At 35.5% G+C, this 22335-nt stretch carries 14 protein-coding genes; 8 read left to right on the forward strand and 6 right to left on the reverse strand.

Features of this window, described 5'->3' with window-relative positions; all coding sequences use genetic code 11:
• Window positions 1-53: 53 nt before the first annotated feature.
• A complete protein-coding gene (locus tag ACJJVI_RS07005; RefSeq protein WP_042295323.1) occupies window positions 54-1196 on the forward strand; it encodes a PLP-dependent aspartate aminotransferase family protein in 1143 nt (380 codons plus the stop codon).
• 68 nt (window positions 1197-1264) lie between these two features.
• On the opposite strand, the gene ACJJVI_RS07010 is transcribed toward ACJJVI_RS07005, so the two are convergent.
• Window positions 1265-2035: a THC0290_0291 family protein gene (locus ACJJVI_RS07010; protein WP_042245553.1), complete on the reverse strand. Its 771-nt coding sequence runs from the start codon at window positions 2033-2035 to the stop codon at window positions 1265-1267.
• Between the two features lie 235 nt (window positions 2036-2270).
• Between ACJJVI_RS07010 and gdhA the strand changes: the two genes are divergently transcribed.
• From gdhA to ACJJVI_RS07040, 6 genes are all read left to right on the forward strand, one after another.
• Complete coding sequence (gene gdhA, locus ACJJVI_RS07015; protein ID WP_042245556.1) at window positions 2271-3614, forward strand: NADP-specific glutamate dehydrogenase; 1344 nt, start codon at window positions 2271-2273, stop codon at window positions 3612-3614.
• Window positions 3615-3750: 136 nt separating this feature from the next.
• Window positions 3751-6036, forward strand: a complete 2286-nt coding sequence (locus ACJJVI_RS07020; RefSeq protein ID WP_348021937.1) for a T9SS type A sorting domain-containing protein — start codon at window positions 3751-3753, stop codon at window positions 6034-6036.
• Window positions 6037-6759: a DNA repair protein RecO gene (recO, locus tag ACJJVI_RS07025; RefSeq protein WP_042295327.1), complete on the forward strand. Its 723-nt coding sequence runs from the start codon at window positions 6037-6039 to the stop codon at window positions 6757-6759.
• A complete protein-coding gene (locus ACJJVI_RS07030; RefSeq protein ID WP_405351173.1) occupies window positions 6756-9164 on the forward strand; it encodes a TonB-dependent receptor domain-containing protein in 2409 nt (802 codons plus the stop codon). Before recO ends, ACJJVI_RS07030 begins: the two co-directional genes overlap by 4 nt.
• A 17-nt stretch (window positions 9165-9181) precedes the next feature.
• A complete protein-coding gene (gene pdeM, locus ACJJVI_RS07035) occupies window positions 9182-9817 on the forward strand; it encodes a ligase-associated DNA damage response endonuclease PdeM (protein WP_405351174.1) in 636 nt (211 codons plus the stop codon).
• 52 nt (window positions 9818-9869) lie between these two features.
• Window positions 9870-10715, forward strand: a complete 846-nt coding sequence (locus ACJJVI_RS07040) for a hypothetical protein (protein ID WP_405351176.1) — start codon at window positions 9870-9872, stop codon at window positions 10713-10715.
• Here the strand turns inward: ACJJVI_RS07040 and ACJJVI_RS07045 are convergent, their stop codons facing one another.
• Complete coding sequence (locus ACJJVI_RS07045; protein ID WP_405351178.1) at window positions 10716-12053, reverse strand: dihydrolipoyl dehydrogenase family protein; 1338 nt, start codon at window positions 12051-12053, stop codon at window positions 10716-10718.
• Window positions 12054-12149: 96 nt separating this feature from the next.
• On the opposite strand from ACJJVI_RS07045, the gene mfd reads away from it, so the two are divergent.
• Window positions 12150-15488, forward strand: a complete 3339-nt coding sequence (mfd, locus tag ACJJVI_RS07050) for a transcription-repair coupling factor (protein WP_405351180.1) — start codon at window positions 12150-12152, stop codon at window positions 15486-15488.
• A 100-nt stretch (window positions 15489-15588) separates the two neighbouring features.
• Here mfd and ACJJVI_RS07055 read toward each other — a convergent pair whose 3' ends face one another.
• The 4 genes from ACJJVI_RS07055 to ACJJVI_RS07070 all read right to left on the reverse strand — a co-directional run bounded on the left by ACJJVI_RS07055 (window position 15589) and on the right by ACJJVI_RS07070 (window position 22333).
• The gene (locus ACJJVI_RS07055; RefSeq protein WP_036582746.1) at window positions 15589-16020 is read right to left on the reverse strand and encodes a hypothetical protein; all 432 of its coding nucleotides are present in this window, start codon (window positions 16018-16020) and stop codon (window positions 15589-15591) included.
• A 94-nt stretch (window positions 16021-16114) separates the two neighbouring features.
• Complete coding sequence (locus tag ACJJVI_RS07060; protein WP_317290647.1) at window positions 16115-19345, reverse strand: carboxypeptidase regulatory-like domain-containing protein; 3231 nt, start codon at window positions 19343-19345, stop codon at window positions 16115-16117.
• 115 nt (window positions 19346-19460) lie between these two features.
• Entirely contained in the window at window positions 19461-21098 is a 1638-nt protein-coding gene (gene pgi, locus ACJJVI_RS07065) for a glucose-6-phosphate isomerase (RefSeq protein ID WP_317290648.1), read from the reverse strand.
• A complete protein-coding gene (locus tag ACJJVI_RS07070) occupies window positions 21095-22333 on the reverse strand; it encodes a peptidoglycan DD-metalloendopeptidase family protein (RefSeq protein WP_405351183.1) in 1239 nt (412 codons plus the stop codon). The genes pgi and ACJJVI_RS07070 overlap by 4 nt, the downstream gene beginning before the upstream one ends.
• Between the last annotated feature and the right edge of the window lie 2 nt (window positions 22334-22335).

Raw genomic sequence — 22335 nt, forward strand, 5'->3', positions numbered from 1 at the left:
GGCAAGCCGTTTTTAAAACTAGCTTTTACCTTTATAGTGTAGAAAAGAAGAATATGAAGTTCAATACCAAAACCATACACGGCGGTCAGGAAAATATAGACCCAGCCTATAATTCTGTAATGCCGCCCATTTATCAGACAACTACTTTTAAACAAAGCACGCCACATGGACATAAAGGTTTTGAATACTCACGTAGTGGTAACCCGACTCGTGATGCGTTAGAAAAATCTATGGCTAGTTTAGAGAACGGCGCTTATGGAATTGCTTTTGGTTCTGGTCTTGCCGCTATTGATGCGGTGCTTAAATTATTAAAATCTGGTGATGAGGTGATTTCTACTAGCGATTTATATGGTGGTTCTTATCGATTATTTACACAGATTTTTCAAGACTTTGGTATCAAGTTTCATTTTGTAGGAATGGAGAACGCAAGTAATATTGAGAAGTACATTAATGATAACACAAAACTTATTTGGGTAGAAACGCCTACTAACCCTATGATGAATATTATAGACATAGAAGCTGTTTCAAGAATATCTAAAAAGCACCAATTACTTCTTGCTGTAGATAATACATTTGCGACACCATATTTACAGCAGCCCATAGATTTAGGCGCAGATATTGTTATGCATAGTGCTACTAAATATTTAGGTGGTCATAGCGATGTTGTTATGGGTTCTCTAGTCGTAAATGATGAAGCGCTGGCAAAGAGATTGTACTTTATACAAAATGCAAGTGGTGCTGTTCCTGGACCACAAGATTGTTTTTTAGTGTTGCGAGGCATTAAAACACTACATGTACGTATGCAACGACATTGCGAAAATGGTAAAGCTGTTGCGCATGCTTTAAAATCAAATCCTAATGTAGATAAGGTATACTGGCCAGGTTTTGAAGACCATCCTAATCATGAAGTTGCTAAAAAGCAAATGAAGGATTACGGCGGTATGGTTTCTTTTAGTACAAAAGCTGGTACATTAGAAAGTGCAGTTAAGGTTGTGGAGAATTTAAAGGTTTTTACTTTAGGAGAATCTCTAGGTGGTGTGGAGTCTCTCGCAGGTCATCCCGCAAGTATGACACATGCTAGTATACCTAAAGAAGATCGCGAGAAAACAGGTGTTGTGGATTCATTGATACGATTAAGTGTTGGAATAGAAGATATTGAGGACCTTATAGAAGATTTAAGACAAGCTTTTGCTTAATTAGGAGGCACATGTTAACAAAAAAGGCAGCCGATAGGCTGCCTTTTTTATATTAAATACTATAGTGTTTATAGATAATAAATGTATCCAACATTAAACCACCATATAAAATCAAATGAGCGGTTATTAACATTGCGTGGACTTAATCCATCTACATAATTACTGTCATAATAATGCCATGCGCTAGAAACTAAAAGGTCACTTAATTCACTAATCTTATATCTGAATCCTATGTCTCCTACTAAAGCAAATGTGCTACCTTGTGACGTGTCTATGCGATCTATAAAGGTAGGATAGGTTGTTACCGGATTATTAAGAGGTCCTAATGTTGATGTAGCTTCAGGTCTGAAGTTTACATAATGAGCTCCTATTCCAAAATAAGGGGCAAACTTAGGTTGACCTTCTTGAAAATCTCTAATACTCATCGGGAACCATTCTAGGTGAGTTCCTATTTCAAAGACTTTTGCTTTACCAGTCATAGATCTTAATTGCAAACCGGCTAGACTAGGTCTATCCGCAAGTTCACTTAAATGATCTAGTGTGGTCACATGATAAGCTAATTGATTACGAATTTTAAAGTGATCATTCCAATAGGTGTCTTGAGTGTAACAATTACAATTTGCTCTATATGCAAAGTTGATATAATGTACTAAACCTATACCGGTTCCTACGTTACCTTTATTAGAAGGCCAATCATAGCGTTCTCCATAATCTGATTGAAAGGCAACAGGTCCAGCGATAACACCTATTTCATGAGAGATACCTAACTGTGCATCTACCGTTTGTGCAGTACAAATTACTGCTATAAAAAATCCAATAAAGCGTAGGGTCTTAATCATGATTATGGCATTGATAAAGCGACAAATATAATAAAATGTTAAGGATACTTATGATAGTATAACCTCTTTAAAACATGAAGTTTATATTAAGCTCATTTTATCTATAACGAATTATCAACGTTACTATTCTTTAACTACTTAAATAAATGACAAAATTTATATCACTATTGTACATTAATATATATTTGCATTATCAACGAAAACGTTTTCTTTAAACGTAATTATTATCATAATAATGGAAAAAAACATTGAAAGTTTTATCGATTTGATAAAAAGTAAGAACCCTAACGAGCCAGAATTCATTCAGGCAGTTAGTGAAGTTGCAGAAGCTGTAATACCTTTTATCGAGAACAATCCTCAATATGCTAGCGATAAATTGCTAGAACGCATGGCTGAGCCAGAACGTGTAACTATGTTCCGTGTGCCTTGGACAGACGATAGTGGAGAGGTTCAAGTGAATCGCGGTTACCGTATACAAATGAACAGCGCTATAGGTCCTTATAAAGGTGGATTAAGATTTCATCCATCTGTTAATTTAAGTATTCTTAAGTTTCTTGCCTTTGAACAAGTTTTTAAAAATAGCTTAACAACATTGCCTATGGGTGGTGGTAAAGGTGGTGCAGACTTCAACCCTAAAGGTAAATCAGATCGTGAAGTAATGCGTTTTTGTCAATCGTTTATGGTTGAATTGCAACGCGTTATAGGTGCAGATACTGATGTGCCTGCAGGTGATATAGGAGTTGGTGGACGTGAAATAGGCTACTTATTTGGATATTATAAAAAACTAAGAAATGAGTTTACTGGTATACTTACTGGTAAAGGGCGTTCTTATGGTGGTTCTTTAATAAGACCAGAGGCAACTGGTTACGGTAACGTATACTTTGCTGAAAATATGCTGAAGACTCGTGGTGAATCCATAAAAGGAAAAACAACTGTTATTTCAGGATCTGGTAATGTAGCTCAATATGCTGCAGAAAAGATCTTGCAATTAGGCGGTAAAGTCGTTACCATGTCAGATTCTGGTGGATATATTCACGATGCAGATGGTATTGATACAGATAAACTTGCCTTTGTAATGGACCTAAAGAATAACAAACGTGGTCGTATATCTGAGTATGTAGCACAATATCCTAGTGCAACATATCATGAAGGTGAACGTCCATGGTCTGTAAAGTGTGACATCGCATTGCCGTGTGCTACTCAAAATGAGTTAAACGGTGATGAAGCAAAAGCTTTAGTTTCTAACGGTTGTATGTGTGTAAGTGAAGGAGCAAACATGCCTAGTACTCCTGATGCTATCGAGCATTTCATCGATAACAAGATTTTATTTGCGCCAGGAAAGGCTTCTAATGCAGGTGGAGTAGCGACATCTGGTCTTGAGATGTCACAAAACTCTATGCGTTATAGCTGGACTGCAGAGGAAGTAGATAATAAATTACACGGTATTATGAATGATATTCATGAAGCATGTGTTGAATACGGTAAGGATAGTGATGGGTTTGTAGACTACGTTAAGGGTGCAAATATTGCTGGATTTGTAAAAGTAGCAGATGCTATGCTAGCACAAGGAATTGTATAGTATCGCTTTCGCGAAAGCGTAATCATAATTATTAAAACCTCTGAACTATGCTTCAGAGGTTTTTTTATGGCTCATTATTAAAGGTTATTTTTGACCTTACCGTATATTATTCATTCTTAAAAGACGTTTGCTTTATATGAAGCGATTATTGATAGTGTTTTTAATTCTGTTGTCTCAATGGTCAGCAGCTCAAGATTTTTCTAATGAATGGGAAGCCTTTTTTTCGTATTCTAATATTATTGATTTAGAACAAGATGGTGACTTAATCTATGCGGCTAGTGAAAATTCAATATTTGTATATGATACGGTCTTAAATTCTTTTGAAACAATAACAACAGTTAATGGGTTGAGTGGTGAATCCATATCTCAGATTTATTATAGTGAAGCAAAGAATTTATTAGTAATAGCTTTTAATAACGGGTTGATACAGGTAGTGCCAGAGACTGGTGACGTCATAAATGTGGTCGCTATAAGAGATAAGCAGACCATATCACCAGTAGAGAAAGGTGTCAATGAATTTCTTGAGAGAGGTGATTTATTATATATGGCAACAGATTTTGGTATCGCTATCTATAACTTAGAATTGCTAGAGTTTGATGATACTTATTTTATAGGCGATAATGGATCTCAACTCGCTGTTAACTCTATTGATGTATTTGGCGGTTTTATTTATGCCGCAACCAGTAATGGTGGTATGAGAAGAGCAAGTATATCTAATCCGTTTTTACTCGATTTCATGAATTGGACTCAGATTAATAACGATAGTTGGGATGAGGTAACCACTTTTAACGGCAGTATTTATGCGGTTACACAAGGCAGGTTTGTTGGAACGCCTAATGGGTCTGGTTCATTTGGTGGTATCGGATTACAATTGCCAGCAAGATCTACAGATGCTCACGTAAATCAAAATTTTATAACCTATGCTACAACAGATTTTGTATTGGTATATGACACAAATTTCAATGAAGTTTTCAGGGTAGATGATGTTAATGGAGAGAGCTTTAATTATACTAGTGCCATTTTATTTAATGACAATTTATTTATAGGAACAGAGACTGCGGGAATGCTGCGAGTTAATATTTCAAATCCTACGGATAACGAGTTTATTATAGCAGAAGGACCTGCGTTTAACTCGGTTTTCTCTGTTCAAACATTACCTAATGAATTATGGGTTACTTATGGCTCGCATGATGTTTTCTATACTCCAGATAATGCTATTAGGGGAATAAGTCATCTTGTTGAAGAAGGATGGATCAATTATTCAAATACAGAAGTAAGTGGCCTGCGCAGTATACCTAAGGTAACGATTAACCCAGATAATCCTAACGATCTAGTTGTTCACTCTATGAATAATGGATTGATAGATTTTATAGACGGTGTAGCTGGAACGCAATATGGTATTAATAACAGTACATTAGAGAGTATATTGCCACCATCAGAATTTTTTGTAAGAATTCCAGATGGTGCTTATGACTCACAAGGTAATTTATGGGTGATACAATCTCAAGTGGATAATGCATTACATAGAAGAAACCCTTCTGGTCAATGGACTTCATTTGATGTTGGATCGGTATATGAAGAAGTTTCTAGCGGTTCTAGTACAACTAAAATTCTAGTAACTAGCGATGATAAAATTATTTTTGGCTCTACAGATGGTGGACTTATAGGTTATGATCCGTCATTAGATCAATACTCTAGACTTACAGAAGGTCTTCAGGAAGGTGATTTGATTAATAATTACATTAGTACGATAAGAATAGATCAACGCAACCAATTATGGATAGGTTCAAACCTAGGATTAAGGGTGCTTTCTAGTGTAAATAGTTTATTCTCTGATGATATACAGGATACTAGAGCTATTATTATTGAAGATATTAATGATATACCTAGGGAATTATTAAGAGATGAAGCTGTACTGGATATTGAGGTGGACGGTAACAATAATAAATGGGTGGCGACAGGTAGTTCTGGTGTTTTTCTATTTAACCCTAGTGGTAGTGAAACTATTTTTCAGTTTACAAAAAACAATTCTCCTTTACCGGATAATGAAGTAAGAGACATCGCAATAGATGAAACAACAGGACTTATTTATTTTGCAACTAAAAATGGTTTAGTTGCTTTTAAAGGAGATAGAGCCAGTAAGCCACAAGAAGATCTTGAGAATGTTTATGCCTTTCCTAATCCGGTACGTCCTGGATTTGATGGTAATGTTACTATTGATGGATTAACTAATAGAGCGCGTGTAAAAATTACTGATATAGAAGGTAATCTGGTATTTGAAAAAGTTTCTCAAGGAGGAAGTATTCAATGGGATACACGTAGTTTTTCTGGAAATAAAGTAGCTAGTGGTGTTTATATGTTATTTATTTCTACTGATGATAATATAGAGACTACAGTTTCTAAATTAATGATTGTTAGGTAAATGCTTACTCGCACACCAGCAATAGTATTATCTACTGTTAAGTATGGCGAGGCAGATTTAATCGCTCGATTATATACTAGAGAATTAGGCACACAATCATACATGCTTAAAGGAGTACGTAAATCACGTAAAGGGAAATTGCGCATCGCTTTTTTTCAACCTTTAACCCAGTTAGACATTGTCACACAACACAAAGGAAAAGGATCGCTAGAGTATATTAAAGAAGCTCACGTCACACCAGCATATGATACTATTCATACAGACATTATAAAAAGTAGTATAGTCATGTTTTTTTCTGAGATCTTAACGCAGTTGTTGACAGAGCAACAGCCAGATGAATACTTATATGATTATGTATCTAGTATTTTTCAATTTTTAGATCAAACAGATACTGTAGCTAATTTTTCTATCAAGACATTATTAGACCTCACTTCTCATATGGGTTTTCAACCTGATATGGAGACTATCGATTTACCATACTTTAATTTATTAGATGGATCATTTGATAACAACGGTGTTTTACCTCATCACGCAACTATAGAAGAAAGTATCTTAATTAAGCAATTTCTGGGCACGAATTTTGCTGCAATAAATGAGATTAAAATGAATAGAGAAGAGCGCAATAGCCTATTAAATTTGGTCATTGATTATTTTCAGATACATTTGCACGTCTTTAAAAAACCTACATCATTAACGATTTTAAAACAGCTATTCGATACGTGAAAAAGTTACTATTGATATTTATAATATTAACTACTTTTCCTTCCATAGCACAGGTGGTTACGATTGTAGATATAGATACTAATGAGCCGTTAGTTAATGTAGCTGTTTATAATAAATCAAAGTCAAAATCTGCTGTGTCAGATATTGAAGGTCAGGTAGATTTAAAAATTTTTAACGATCAAGAATTTATCTATTTTCAGAGCATATCATATGCTACCATTAAAATAATAAAGACAAACATTTCAAAAGATAAATTCATCAGGTTGCAACAGCAATCAGATTATTTTAATCCTATAATTTTATCAGCTTCAAAATTTGAGCAAAGAGCGCAAGATATTCCTCAAAAAATATTTGCTGTAAATAAAGAAGAAATTACTTTCAATAATCCACAAACTAGTGCAGATTTGTTACAGCAGTCTGGTCAGGTTTTTGTTCAAAAATCTCAACAAGGTGGTGGTAGTCCTATGATAAGAGGATTTTCTACTAATAGGTTGTTGATAACCGTTGATGGTGTGCGCATGAATACGGCCATCTTCCGTAGTGGTAACCTGCAAAATGTTATTTCTATCGATCCATTAAGTGTAGATCGTAGTGAGGTGATTTTAGGTCCTGGTAGTGTTGTTTATGGTAGTGACGCAATAGGTGGAGTGATGAACTTTTATACACTTAAGCCACAGTTTCAAAAAGATTCAGTTCAAATAACAGGTAGTGGTTTATTGCGATATGCAAGCGCAAATAATGAGAACACAGGTCATTTAAATTTTAATATCGGTGGCGAGAAATGGGCCTCTGCAACCAGTATAACGGTTAACTTTTTTGATGATTTACGGATGGGTACTCATGGTCCCGATGATTACTTAAGAGAAAGCTATGTCGTGCGACGTGATGATCAAGATATTTCTATAGTAAATGATAATTCTTTAATCCAGCGTCCTACAAGATATGACCAACTTAATATTTTACAGAAACTTAGGTATCAACCTACTCAAGATTTTGAATTTGGACTAGGTGTTATTTATTCTGGTACTGGTGATTTTCCTAGGTATGACTCTTTAGATCGCTTTCGCGAAAGCGGTGAACCTAGAAACGCAGAGTGGTTTTATGGTCCACAAAAATGGTTAATGACTAATTTTAATGTGACTCATCGTGGTGATGGTAAGTGGTATGACAAAGCAGTTTTAACACAGGCATATCAATATTTTGAAGAAAGTCGTATAACAAGGGATTTTCAAGATTCAGAACGCTTTGTTAATGAAGAACAGGTTGATGCGATATCCACTTCGTTAGATTTTGAAAGACGTGATAGAGAATCTAACGCATTATTTTATGGTGGTGAATTTATTCATAACCGAGTACGTTCTAATGGATATATTCAAGATATAGATACTAACGTATTCTCGGCAAATGCAACCAGATATCCAGATGGTTCCTCATGGAGATCACTTGCTGCTTATGCAAGTTATCAATGGAAAGTGTCTTCTCAAATGATTGTAAATACTGGATTAAGGTATAATCATATATGGATTGATGCAGATTTCACGGCTAACAATGCATTTTTTAATTTCCCATTTGAAGAAGCTACCATTAATACCGGAGCACTTACCGGCGGAATAGGAGCGACTTATGTTACTAATAATAAATGGGAATTGAGAAGCAATCTTAGTACGGCCTTTCGTGCGCCTAATATCGATGATTTAGGTAAATTGTTTGATCCTAGTCCTGGCACAGTCATAGTCCCTAATCCAGATCTGGAATCAGAATATTCATATAATAGTGAGATAGGTGTCAAGAAAACATGGAATGATAAGCTCACACTAGATGCAAGTGTCTATTATACTTATTTAAAAGACGCACTGGTCGCTCAAAATGATGAACTCAACGGGCAATCTATTATAGAATATCAAGGAGAGCAAAGTCAAGTGCAATCCATACAAAACGGTGAAAAAGCAAGCATTTATGGACTAGAATTAGGCCTTAATTATAAACTTAATGATCAATTCTCTTTAATAGGGCATTATAATATTACAAAAGGAGAACAAACAGAAGTGGATGGTAATAAAATCCCAGTAAGACATGTTGCTCCGGCTTTTGGAGATTTGCAATTAAATTATGAAAAAGAGTCTTTGAAACTTGGTTTGTTTGCTCAATTTAATGGTCAATTTGATTTTGAAGATTTAGATCCTAGTCAACAAAGTCGTCCTTATCTATATGCTTTAGACTCAAATGGCAATCCATATGCACCATCATGGTACACTCTTAACATAAGATCTAGATATAGTCTCAATGAGGCGCTTTCTTTAAATGTGACACTAGAAAATATGACAGATCAACGATATAGAACATACTCATCTGGTGTAAGCGCTGCTGGTAGAAATTTAATTCTAGGTGCTAGATACCTATTTTAACAACTGATAATTATAAAGTGTATCTAACGATTTCTCTTGCTCAGCAAACTTTTCAGCTTCACTCTAGTGGAGCAGCATATTGGGTAGAACAAGACACTATATTACTTGCCGATGTTCACTTAGGTAAAAGTGCTCATTTCCGTAAAAATGGAATGGCTATTCCTGCCAGTGCAGATGATATGGAGTACGATAAACTTAATGAGGTTATTGAGCTATTTAATCCGTCGCGATTATGGTTTCTAGGTGATTTATTTCATTCTTATATAAATGCAGAGTGGCACTTCTTTGAACAATGGGTACGTTCTCAAACCATAGAGTTAGCATTAATTATGGGTAATCACGATGTGATAGGTAAAGAAATTTTTGAAAAAATTGGCATAAAAACCTATGAGCAACTCCATATGGGCGATGTGATTTTAACACATCATCCGCAAGAGATTAGTGGTAAATTCAATATCGCTGGTCATGTTCACCCGTCGATTAAAATGAAAGGTGTCGGACGACAAAGAGTTAAATTACCGTGTTTTTTCAATAATGAATTTGGTTTAATTCTAGCGGCTTTTGGTGATTTTACGGGAACTTATACTTTAAAGCCTAAAAAAGGTAATCGCATATTTGCAATTGTAGAGCAAGAAGTGATGGAACTACATTAGTTTTATAAAACTCTTAATGTAATTGTTGTCAATAGTCCAGTATCTTTAAGACATGAAAAAACTAATCGCAGTACTCAATCTTATCAGTATTATTTTTCTAATTGTATGGAATGGCTTTGCAAATACAGGAAATTATAACGGTAAAACAGTAGGAGAATTAAGTGCCGAATATAATAACTTATTCACGCCAGCTAGTTATGCATTTTCTATATGGGGTTTAATTTTCTTAATGCTATTAGTGTTTGGTATATATGGTGTTTATATCGCTTTCGCGAAAGCGAAACAATCACAGCCCACAGATTATAGAGAAGATTTTTTGAAAACGACTGCTCCATGGTTTTTACTCGCAAATATATTTTGTAGTGCTTGGGTAGCATTTTGGTTAGATGAAATGGTAGGAGTTTCGGTAATATGTATGCTGGGTATTTTAGTTAGTTTATTGATTTGTGTAAAAAAATTAGACATGGAGATATGGGATGCGCCTTTTCCTATCATCGCCTTTGTTTGGTGGCCATTGTGTCTCTATGTGGGATGGATTAGCGTCGCTACTATAGCAAATATAGCGGCATGGTTGAATGGCAACTTTGACTTTGCAATAACTACCCAAGTATATGCAACTATGGTCATGATTTTTGTAGCATTTATTGTGAATATGGCGATGGTAGTTTATCGCAATATGCGAGAATTTGCTCTAGTAGGTGTATGGGCACTGGTTGCAATTTTCATGAGGTTTAACGAGCCTATGGATGGTCTGAGTAAGCTGGCAACTAATCAGATTGCCTATTTGGCATTAGGGCTGGCATGTGTGCTAACTATCGCAATAGCAATACATGGTTCTAGAAATAAAAAGACGAACCCATATAGAAAGTGTATGGAATGGCGTGACTCTAATAAGTAATTAAAAGCTTTTTATATCATTTCCCCACGTAGGATAATTAAATATCACGTCCTTCAATTCTTCAAAGGTCATGTTTGCTTTCATGGCTATAGCAAACATATTAATTTGCTCTGCAGCTTCAGGTCCTACGATGTGTGCTCCTAATATTTTGTTACTGTCGTTTTCTAAAATAATTTTATAGCCATAAAGCGGTGCGTTAATACGCTGGTTGTTGAACCATTCACTAGCCTCGCTTTCAATTGTATGATATGTTTTCTCTGCTTCAATTGCTTCATTCTCTGTAAGTCCTATGCCAGAGCATTGTGGTATGGTGAATACGGAACTAGGAATTGCAGGGATATTTAATTCTCTCTTTTTACCATTAAGATTATCAGCGACTACCTTAGCTTCTATGCTGCTTAAAGGTGTAAGAGGTAAGCTTTTACTTGAAATGTCTCCACATGCATATATATGCGCTTGAGAAGTACTTTGTAGGTTACTGTTAACTAATACGCCATCCTTATCAGCCACCACATTAGCCAGTGCAAGATTTAATTTATCAATTGATGGTACACGTCCAGCAGTGTTAAAAACACAATCAGTAGTCACTTGATGTATTTGATTATTTATAGCATAGTGAACGCAATAACGATTTTCTATTTTTTCTATGCTAGAAACCTGAGCGTTTTTAATAACCTTTATACCCATTTTAATAGATTCTTCTTCTAGTAAATTAGAGGTAAAAGTTTCAAATGGGCTTAAAATTTGATCTCCTTTATCAATAATAGTCACATTAGATCCAGCCCTACACAGCATATGGCCAAATTCCATTCCGATGTATCCGCCACCTACAAATACTACTTTTTCAGGTACTTCTGTCAGGTTAAAAAAATCTGCTGAAGTCAGTGTGTATTTTTCTCCTGGAATACCTAGACTTAAAGGTTGCATTCCTGTAGCGATTACAAAATACTCTGATCTGATTTCCTTACCATCTAAGATAATGGTATGAGCATCTTTAAAACTTGCTTTACCGTGATAGCAAATTATACCTTTCTCTTTTAAGTTTTTTTCTGTGTTTTTGGGAATATTGCTGGTATAACGTTTTGCATAATTAAATGCATCTTTCCAGTTTATTTTAATTTTTCCTGTGATACCATCTCCATTCATATTCTTGGATGATTCAAAGGCTTCACTAGAGGCGAGTAATAATTTTTTAGGATCACAACCACGTTGTGAACAAACGCCACCATATTCTTTTATATCTATTATGCCTACTTTTTTGCCAGCGGCAGCACATTCTTGAGCAACTAATTGACCAGCAGTACCAGTTCCAAATACAAATACATCAAATTTATCCATTGCATAAAGGTATCTTCTATGTTACAGTTTCTATATTAAAGTATTCTCAATATTCTTGAGCATGCTGGTTTCTAGGCTTATCTTTGTGATTCTATTATGAGTTTTAACAAGATTCTTAAGCAATATGCACAAGCCTCACAAACGCAAAGTTTGCGAGAAGTGGTATCCCAATCTCAAGGTCATACACATTTAAGTGGTTTGCAAGGTAGTGCGTTCACCATCGCAGCGAGCTCTATTTTTGATGAGGTAGAAAAGCCTTTCATGGTCATTGCAAATGATAAAGAGCAAGCCGCCTATATTCTCAATGACTTTGAAAAAATGTTGGGAGATGATCGAGTTCTTTTTTATCCCGGAAGTTATAGACGTCCTTATCAAATAGAAAAGACCGATAATGCAAATGTGCTTTTACGTGCCGAAGTACTTAATCGAATCAACTCTCGTAAAAAGCCTGCGGTAATTGTAACTTATCCCAATGCACTTTTTGAAAAAGTTGTTACTCGCAAAGAGTTAGAAAAGAATACTCTTAAAATTGCCGTAGGTGATCAAATTTCCATTGATTTTGCAAATGAGGTCCTTTTTGAATACGAATTTAAAAGAGTTGATTTTGTTACAGAGCCTGGAGAGTTTTCAGTACGTGGTGGAATTTTAGATGTGTTCTCTTTTTCACATGATGAGCCTTATCGTATTGAATTTTTTGGTAATGAGATTGATACCATTCGTGTGTTTGATGTTGAAACACAATTATCCAAAGAGCAAATTAAAAAAATCTCAATTATACCTAATGTAGAGCATAAAAAGCTAGAGGAGAATCGAGAGAGCTTTTTGCAATATTTATCTAATAAAACGGTGATTTTTGCAGAGAATGTTGAATTGCTATATAGTAATTTAGATACTCTTTTTGCCAAGGCAGAACAGGCGTATAGCGAGTTGCAGGGTGAAGTCAGACAACTATTGCCTTCAGAAATATTTTGTGACTCTTCCATTATTAAAAAGCAACTTGTAAAATATAATCTTATTGAATTAACTACTCAATCTGGTAATATTGCTTATCAAACAACGCCTCAACCAGCATTTAATAAGCAATTTGATTTACTGGTTGAGAACCTTAAAGAGAATGAGGAGAATGGATATACCTCATATCTTTTTTGTGGTACAGCGCAGCAGGCAAAAAGATTTAAGGACATCTTTGATGATATGGGAGCGCAAGTACAGTATGAGACTGTGGTTATGACTCTTTTTAAAGGTTTTATTGATCATAATTTAAAAATAGCTTGTTATACAGATCATCAAATTTTTGATAGATACCACAAGTTCAAACTGAAAAATGGATATGCCAAAAAGCAAGCCATAACGCTGAAAGAACTTAACACCTTAGAAATAGGTGATTATGTAACACACATTGATCATGGAATTGGGAAATTTGGTGGGCTACAGAAAATAGATGTGAATGGTACTCAACAGGAAGCTATTAAATTGGTTTATGGCGAGCGTGATATTCTATATGTGTCCATACACTCTTTACACAAGATAACTAGATATTCTAGTAAAGATGGAAAAGCTCCTAAAGTATATAAATTAGGTAGTCCTGCCTGGAAAAAGCTAAAAGCAAAAACAAAAACAAAGGTGAAGCAAATCGCCTTTGATTTAATCCAATTATACGCAAAAAGACGTGCTAAAAAAGGTTTCCAATTTGAGCCCGATGGATACCTTCAAAATGAACTTGAAGCTAGTTTTATTTATGAAGACACACCAGATCAAAGTTCTGCAACAGCAGATGTAAAAGCAGATATGGAAAGTGATCGACCTATGGATCGATTAGTTTGCGGTGATGTTGGTTTTGGTAAGACAGAAGTAGCGATTAGAGCCGCCTTTAAAGCAGCAGTTAGTGGTAAACAAGTTGCTGTTTTAGTGCCTACAACAATTCTCGCGTTTCAACATGCAAAAACTTTTAAGGAGCGATTAGGTAATTTACCAGTGACTGTAGATTATCTAAATAGATTTAGAACAGCAAAGGAGCGTAAAGGTGTGCTAGAAGGTCTTGCAAATGGTCAGGTTGATATCGTGATAGGAACTCATCAATTAGTTAGTAAGTCGATACAGTTTAAGGATTTAGGATTACTCATTATAGATGAGGAACAGAAGTTTGGTGTTGGAGTAAAAGATAAACTTAAGACTCTTAAAGAGAACATCGATACACTCACGTTAACTGCAACGCCCATACCACGTACATTACAGTTTTCATTGATGGCGGCCAGAGACTTAAGTGTTATTAAAACTGCACCACCCAATAGGCATCCTATAGAATCGAGAGTGATTCGATTCTCAGAAGAAACTATTAGAGATGCGGTGAGTTATGAGATTTCTCGTGGTGGTCAGGTATTTTTTGTGCATAACCGTATTGAAAATATTAAAGAAGTAGCTGGTATGATTCAGCGCTCAGTACCAGATGCTAGAGTAGGTATAGGACATGGTCAGATGGATGGTAAAAAACTTGAAGAATTAATGTTGTCTTTTATGAATGGTGACTTTGATGTTCTTGTTGCAACCACGATTATAGAAAGTGGTTTAGATGTTCCGAATGCAAATACTATTTTTATAAATAATGCAAACAATTTTGGTCTATCAGACCTGCATCAAATGCGTGGACGTGTAGGTCGTAGTAATAAAAAAGCTTTTTGTTATTTCATCACACCGCCATATGATATGATGACTGATGATGCTCGCAAACGTATACAAGCAGTAGAGACTTTCTCAGAACTAGGTAGTGGTTTTAATATCGCGATGAAGGATCTTGAGATACGTGGTGCTGGAGATATTTTAGGTGGTGAACAAAGTGGTTTCATGAATGAAATAGGTTTTGATACGTATCAAAAAATATTAAATGAGGCTATTGAAGAGCTTAAAGAAAACGAGTTTAAAGATCTATATAAAGAGGAAACTGTCGAAAAAATTCACGTTACTGATGTCACCATAGACACTGAGTTTGAGTTACTTTTTCCAGACGACTATATTAATTCTATAACAGAGCGATTGGCTTTGTATTCTAAACTTAACGAACTCAAAAATGAGGCTGAATTAGAAGTATTTAAAAAAGATCTAGAAGATCGTTTTGGAGATTTACCAGATCAAGCTGAAGATCTATTAACCAGTATTAAATTAAAGTGGATAGCAGCAAGAATGGGACTCGAAAAGCTCATTATGAAGCAGGATAAACTCATCGGTTATTTCATTTCTGATCAGCAAAGTGATTTTTATCAAAGCGCAACATTCTCAAAAATACTACAAGCAGTACAAGGGCAACCACGTGTGCTGCGCATGAAAGAGAAACAAACTAGAGGTGGATTAAGGTTATTGCTTACCATAGACAAGGTGAAAACCGTTGATCGTGCTTTTGATGTATTAAATGCTATTCTACCAGCTGTAGAAAAAGTATAAATAATATGTTCATAAATTAAAAAGCCTTGTTCTTACATAGGAACAAGGCTTTTTAATGTTATAATATGAAGGCTTTCGCGAAAGCGTAATTTTAATAATCTTAGAACCAATGGCCCCAAGGTAGTCTAGTTAAGACTAGAATAAAGGCAAGTGAGTAAAATATGGCTAGCGTTTTAAGTTTTCCATTACTTACGATTTTTTTCTTATGTTTTGAATACCCGATTGTTAAAAGGGTAATGGCGATAATCATGGTTAAAGGATGCTCAACTAACATAAGACGTGCGTCAGAGTTGCCCATCACTTCTTTCATCCCACCAGACCATGCGTCAAACCAAGGAGACGTAAAGTATAAAATTATACCGATCAATAATTGGATATGTGTTACTATAAGACCACCTAGTGCTAGACTAAAGTCTCTATTACCAAATTCTTTTTTAGTAAAATAACCAATAAGAGAATTGATAGTAGCTAGTCCTAATACAATTACGACGATATATGCCCAGCCAGAGTGTGCGTGTTTAATAATTTCCATAGTGATATAATTTAAATTCAAAAATAACTATAAACAAGAAACCCTACTCAATTGAGTAGGGTTTCTTTATGAAATGTATGTATTAAGATCTTTCTTAGTTGAAGATATATCTTAAACCTACTTGCATTTGCCATCTTGAAGATTGTGTTCCTGCATCATCAATTCTTTCAAAACTTTCTGCAAAGTCTGGATTGAAAGAGAATTCAGGATCAACACCATTACTTTCAACTTCAACAATACCTACGTTACCAAAACTGCTGTTTACAAATGATTGCTCACCCCAGTTTTTGTTTACTAAGTTTAAGAAGTTAAAGATGTCTAGAGATACTTGGAATGTGTGTTTCTTCTCATTGAAGTTTAAGCTAAAGTCTTGTAAAAGCTTTAAGTCTACCATGTGGTTCCATGGTCCACGATCTCCACTACGCTCAGCATACTGACCACGACGGCCATCTAAATAGTCGTTACCTTCAATGAAAGCATCTAGAGCAGCCCATTGGTCTGCAGCAGATACGCCATTGTTATCAACTAAATTGATTTCACTTGCGTTTCTAGGAATATAGAATAAAGCATTATCACTTGAGTCATCATTTAATAAATCTCTACCTTGGTAGATGTAGCTTAAAGCACCACCTTGTTGTCCATTATAGAACACACCTAAGGTAGTTTTTAAATTATCATTCCACTTATACTCATAAGAAGCGTTTGCAGATATTCTGTGACCTACTGCAAAAGCAGAGTTACCAATCTGTGCAGTATTCTTACCATTTACAGTTACGATGTTTCTCCATTGAGAACTGTTTTGAGAAGAAGTACCTTCAAAGATAGATTTACCTTGTCCATAAGAATAAGAAACTTGTCCAGAGAAACCATTGTCATATGGCTTAGTGATGCTTAACGTTCCATTATAAGACCATCCTTCATTAGTGTTAGTTCCTAAGATAACTCTTGTGTAAGTATCATCAATTTCATCACCACGATCATAGAAAGGACGTCCGTCTGCATTATTAAGTGATAATGTAGGATCTTTAAGGTTTAAGTTCTGATAAAATACGTTGTTAATCGTCTCATTATATAAGAAATCTGCACTTACAATAAGTCCCCAAATGTTAGTCTTTTGATCGATACCGATATTGTACTTCATTACCTGTGGTAATTTGAAGTCTGGTGAGAAGATGTCAATCTGTCCACCATTTGCACCACTACCTGGAGCTGGAGCACCGTTTAATGGCTGGTTGAATGGATCTGCAACAAAGTTTTGACTACCGAAAGCAGCAGTTCCACCTACAGCAATACCATTGTTGTTATAAGCACCACCTGGCCATACTAGAGGAACTCTAGAGGTAAAAATACCTAATCCACCACGTACTTGTGTTTTTCTGTCTCCATTTACGTCCCAGTTAAAACCTGCACGTGGAGAAACATGAATTTGACTTTTAATTTTCTTACCAACTCTTGCACCTTGAAGATCTTTACCTTCAGCTTCTAATAAAGCAACAGTTCTATCATTGAAGTCATCGTTTGCTTGACCTGCATCATAGAAAGGAACATCAAAACGTACACCATAAGTAAGTTTAAAGTTGTCAGTCAATTTCCATTGGTCTTGAGCATATAAACCTAGTTGAGAGTAGTTAAATGCAGCAGCAGCAGCTTGAATATCATCTCCACTAGTTCCTGCTGGATCTAGTAAAGAATAAGAGTGGAAGTATGAGTCTGCAGCAACATCGTTAGAAGGGTCATTATCAAAATAAGTATTGAACTCTGCTAATGAGTTGAACTGATACTGTCCGTAGTTTTGTCTTACAAAAACGTTTCTCATATCATAGTTTTCAAAGTTACCACCGAAAGTCATGTTGTGAGCTCCTTTAGAAACTTCAAAGTTGTTTGTAATCGTGAAGATTTTTTGCTCAAGAATATTAGCCGTTGAAAATGCTTCAGAACCAAAAGTAATGTCACCATCACCATCTTCAATGCTTACTCTAGGGAATGGATTTCCGATTGGATCACGGTTGTCATTTACAGATGTATAACTTACAATTAAGTTGTTAGAAAGATCTCTACCATTTGTAGTGTTCCATTCTAATGTTGAAAAGTGAGTCTCAGACGGGAAATAAATTCCTGCGTTAGCAAAATTTATCGCTCTATTACTACTTTGACTAGGAGAGATCGACTCACCATTTACATAATTGTGCTTTGCAGTAAGTGTGTTCTTATCATTGATGTTATAATCTAATTTAATAGTAAACTTTTCACTGTTTAATTCAGTGATTGTGTTTTCATAACCACCTGGATTATATCCAAATACGTTGATTAAATTATCTCTTAAAGCGTTGATGTCTGCAATACTACTATCCCCATTATAAAGAGCAGAATCAAATGGTCTAGGCTCTTCTTCTCTTTGGATTTCAGCATTTACAAAGAAGAAAAGTTTATCCTTAATAATAGGTCCACCTACACGTACACCATAAAGATTTGCAGAAAAGTCATCTAATTTCTCACGGTTGTCTTCACTAATTCCAACTGGAGTTTTTCCAGCAAGACTTTCGTTACGTAAATAGAAGTAAGCACTTCCTTCAACTTCGTTAGTACCAGATCTAGTAATTGCGTTAATTGCACCACCAGTAAAACCTGATTGACGTACATCAAATGGAGCGACATTTACTTGGAAAGATTCGATAGCATCAATAGAAATCGGGTTAACACCAATCTGTCCACCATTAGTTCCTGATCCAGCAAGTCCAAATACATCATTGTTTACAGCACCATCAATAAAGATAGAGTTGTAACGGTTGTTTTGACCAGCTATAGAAATAGCGCCACCTTCAGACACAGTAGCTTGTGGAGTTTTTCTTAAGAAATCTCCAATACCACGTGTTACAGAAGGCATCGTGTTGATCTCACGCTGTGAGACGTTAGTTTCAGTACCTGTTTTACCAGAATCAAAAATACCGTCACGTACCGCGTCAATAACAATCGCATCTAATGCATTAGTAGAGTCAGTAAGAGTCAAATCGATTCTTTCAGATTCACCTAATTGCAAATAAATGTCGTTTAATACTACTTCATTCTTACCTACATAAGAAATTGTAATAGTATATGGACCACCAGTACGCATGTTAGATACACGATAGTATCCATCTATATCAGTTGTAGATCCATATTTTGAATTAGTAGGGCCATGAACTGCAACTACAGTAGCTCCTAGTAATGGTTCATCCTCTGCCTCAAGGATACGACCGTTAATACTCGAGGTTGTTACCTGAGCAGTTACAGCCATGGAGCTTAACAAAAGCCCAATTGCTAGTAAAAATTGTAAAGATTTTTTCATTTTCAATCAGTTATAGTTTGAGTTGCAAAAATACTGACGAAAAAAGCCTGCAATATTAAGTTAACATTAAGAATATCAAAAACTTATTAACCGTAACACGTTGAAAAACAGAAAATTAATTATTTAAGCTTCCAAATCTCTTTAAAATTCCGGTTGTTGAACTATCGTGGGCGGCATATTCTTTATTTTCTATGTTGTCTAGGACTTTGTCTGCAAGAACTTTTCCTAGTTCAACGCCCCATTGATCATAACTATAAATATTCCATATAACACCTTCAGTAAAAATTTTGTGTTCATACATAGCGACTAACTTACCGATGCTCTGTGGTGTAAGTTCATCAATTAAAATGGTCGTTGTAGGTTGATCTCCTTCAAATACTTTAAAAGGCAATAACATTTCAATTTCCTCTTTACTCTTACCAGATTTTTCTAGATCTTTTTTGGCCTCAGCTCTTGTTTTACCATTCATTAAGGCTTCAGTTTGCGCAATGAAATTTGCCATCAGCTTATTGTGATGATCTGGCTGATTGTATTTCGCTTTCGCGAAAGCGATAAAATGAGCAGGTATTAATTTAGTTCCTTGATGAATTAACTGAAAAAATGCGTGCTGCGAGTTAGTACCAGGTTCTCCCCAGATAATATTACCTGTGTCATAGGTAACTGAGTTGCCATCGCGGTCAACAGATTTACCATTACTTTCCATAATGGCCTGTTGTAAATAAGCAGGTAGTCTATGAAGGTATTGTGTGTATGGAATGATAGCCTCGCTTTGTGCGCGATAAAAGTTATTATACCATATGGTCATTAATGCTAATTGAACAGGAATGTTTTTTTCAAAATCAGTGTTTTTGAAATGGTTGTCCATGTCATGTGCGCCATCTAATAATGATTGGAAGTTTTTAGTCCCTATTCCTAGAGCTACAGACATACCTACAGTACTCCACAATGAAAATCTACCACCTACCCAATCAAACATCGGGAATATGTTTGCATGATGGATACCAAAGTTGACTGCTTTTTCTACATTGCTGCTTACGGCTATAAAATGATTTGAAACAGCATCTGCTCCTATTTTTTCAATAAACCAGTTTCTAATGGTTGTAGCGTTAGTCAATGTTTCTTGTGTCCCAAAAGACTTTGAAACGATGACAAATAATGTTGTTTCTGGGTTTATTTTTTTAAGAACTTCTTCTACATGATCTCCTTCAACGTTAGAGACAAAATGAAGGGTCATGTCATTTTTGTACGCTTGTAAAGCCTCATAAATCATGACTGGTCCTAAATCACTACCACCGATACCTATATTAACAATGGTGTCAAATTTTTTACCACTAGCTGTTAAAGTTTTACTGTTCAGGACGCTATCAACATAATCAAACATCTTTTGCTTACTCTCGATGGCGTCACTTACATTGCTTGCAACACTGCTGTCTGCACTAGATTGTGGGGTTCTTAATGCAGTATGTAAAACGGCGCGTTTTTCTGTGGCGTTTATAATCGCTCCATTAAAGTAAGAGTTAATAGCTTCTTTTAAACCACACTCTGTAGCTAGTGATGTAAGGTGAGTCCTTGTAGTCTCGGTAATTAAGTTTTTAGATAAATCAACATAAAAATCCTTGTCTATTAACGTAAGCTTTTCTGCTCTAGAGGTGTCTTTTTTAAACTCTTCTCTGAGGCTGAAATCGTCAAAACCTTCAAAGTGTTTTTCTAATTTAAGCCATGCGTTTGTTTCAGTCGGATTTATGTTTTTCATAGTACTTGGTCGTCGTTTTTAAAAGAAAGTAAATCTATTTCGTCCTTCAATGGTTGAATGAAATTGAGGTAGTCTTCCATTTTTTCATTAGGCAATGGATCTGCGCTAGGTAAATTTTGTTTGTATGGGTCTACTTGTTTTCCGTTTACCCAGAATCGATAACACACATGTGGTCCTGTTGCTAGCCCAGTAGATCCTACAGTTCCTATTACTTGACCTTGTTTCACACGCTGACCTACCTTTACTTTGCGTTTTGTCATATGTAGGTACTGAGTAGAATAGGTGTTATTGTGCTTAACTTTTACATAGTTACCATTACCGCGTGTATACCCAGATTTGATTACTACACCATTTGCGGTAGATACGATAGGCGTTCCATAAGCAGCGGCATAATCTGTTCCCTTGTGTGCTTTCCATCTTTTTTGAACAGGATGAAACCTACGTTTTGTAAAACGGCTCGATATTCTCGAATAGTTTACAGGTGCCTTTAAGAAAAAACTACGTAATGTTTTACCGTTTTCATCATAATAATCACTGATGTTGTTTATGGAGTCAGTCTTGAAATCAAACGCGTAAAATGGTGTCTTATCTGTTTCAAATACGGCAGCTTCTATACTTTCAATTCCTGCATATATACTATCGTTGATGTAACGCTCTGTATAAATCATTTTAAAACGATCACCTTTTTGGAGCCTAAAAAAATCAATAGACCATCGATAGATATCTGATAATTCATATATAGCCGCCATGCCTAATCCTTCTTCTTCCATTGCCTCTGACAGTGTAGAATTGATAACGCCAGATGCTGTTTTTCTGACAAATTTCAATGGATGTTTATCTTTATATGCTTTAAGGCTATCTGCAAAATTGAGCACTACATAATCCATTTTAGTAGGCTCATAGATAAAAGCTTCTGGTGTGCCCAGGCTATCTTTTCTTTTTAAAATTTTATAAGGCTTACCTACTTGTATACGTCGCACGCTATATACAGCGTCTAGTTCTTCGGCAGCTTTGAAAATACTTTGGCCATCTACTAGATGTGGATCTATTATATTACCAAAGGTGTCACCACTTTTTACAGTATCGGTAACTACCTCATAATTATTAAGGTCAAAACCATATTGCATTACTGGAACTACTATCTCAGCAACCTCTGGTTCTACATAAACTTCTTTTTCTTTACAAGCGGTAAGGCTTATTCCCAGCACTAGGGCGATGACTAGAAATTTCTTCATCT

The organism is Nonlabens sp. Asnod3-H03, from assembly GCF_045063665.1.
GTDB lineage: Bacteria > Bacteroidota > Bacteroidia > Flavobacteriales > Flavobacteriaceae > Nonlabens > Nonlabens ulvanivorans.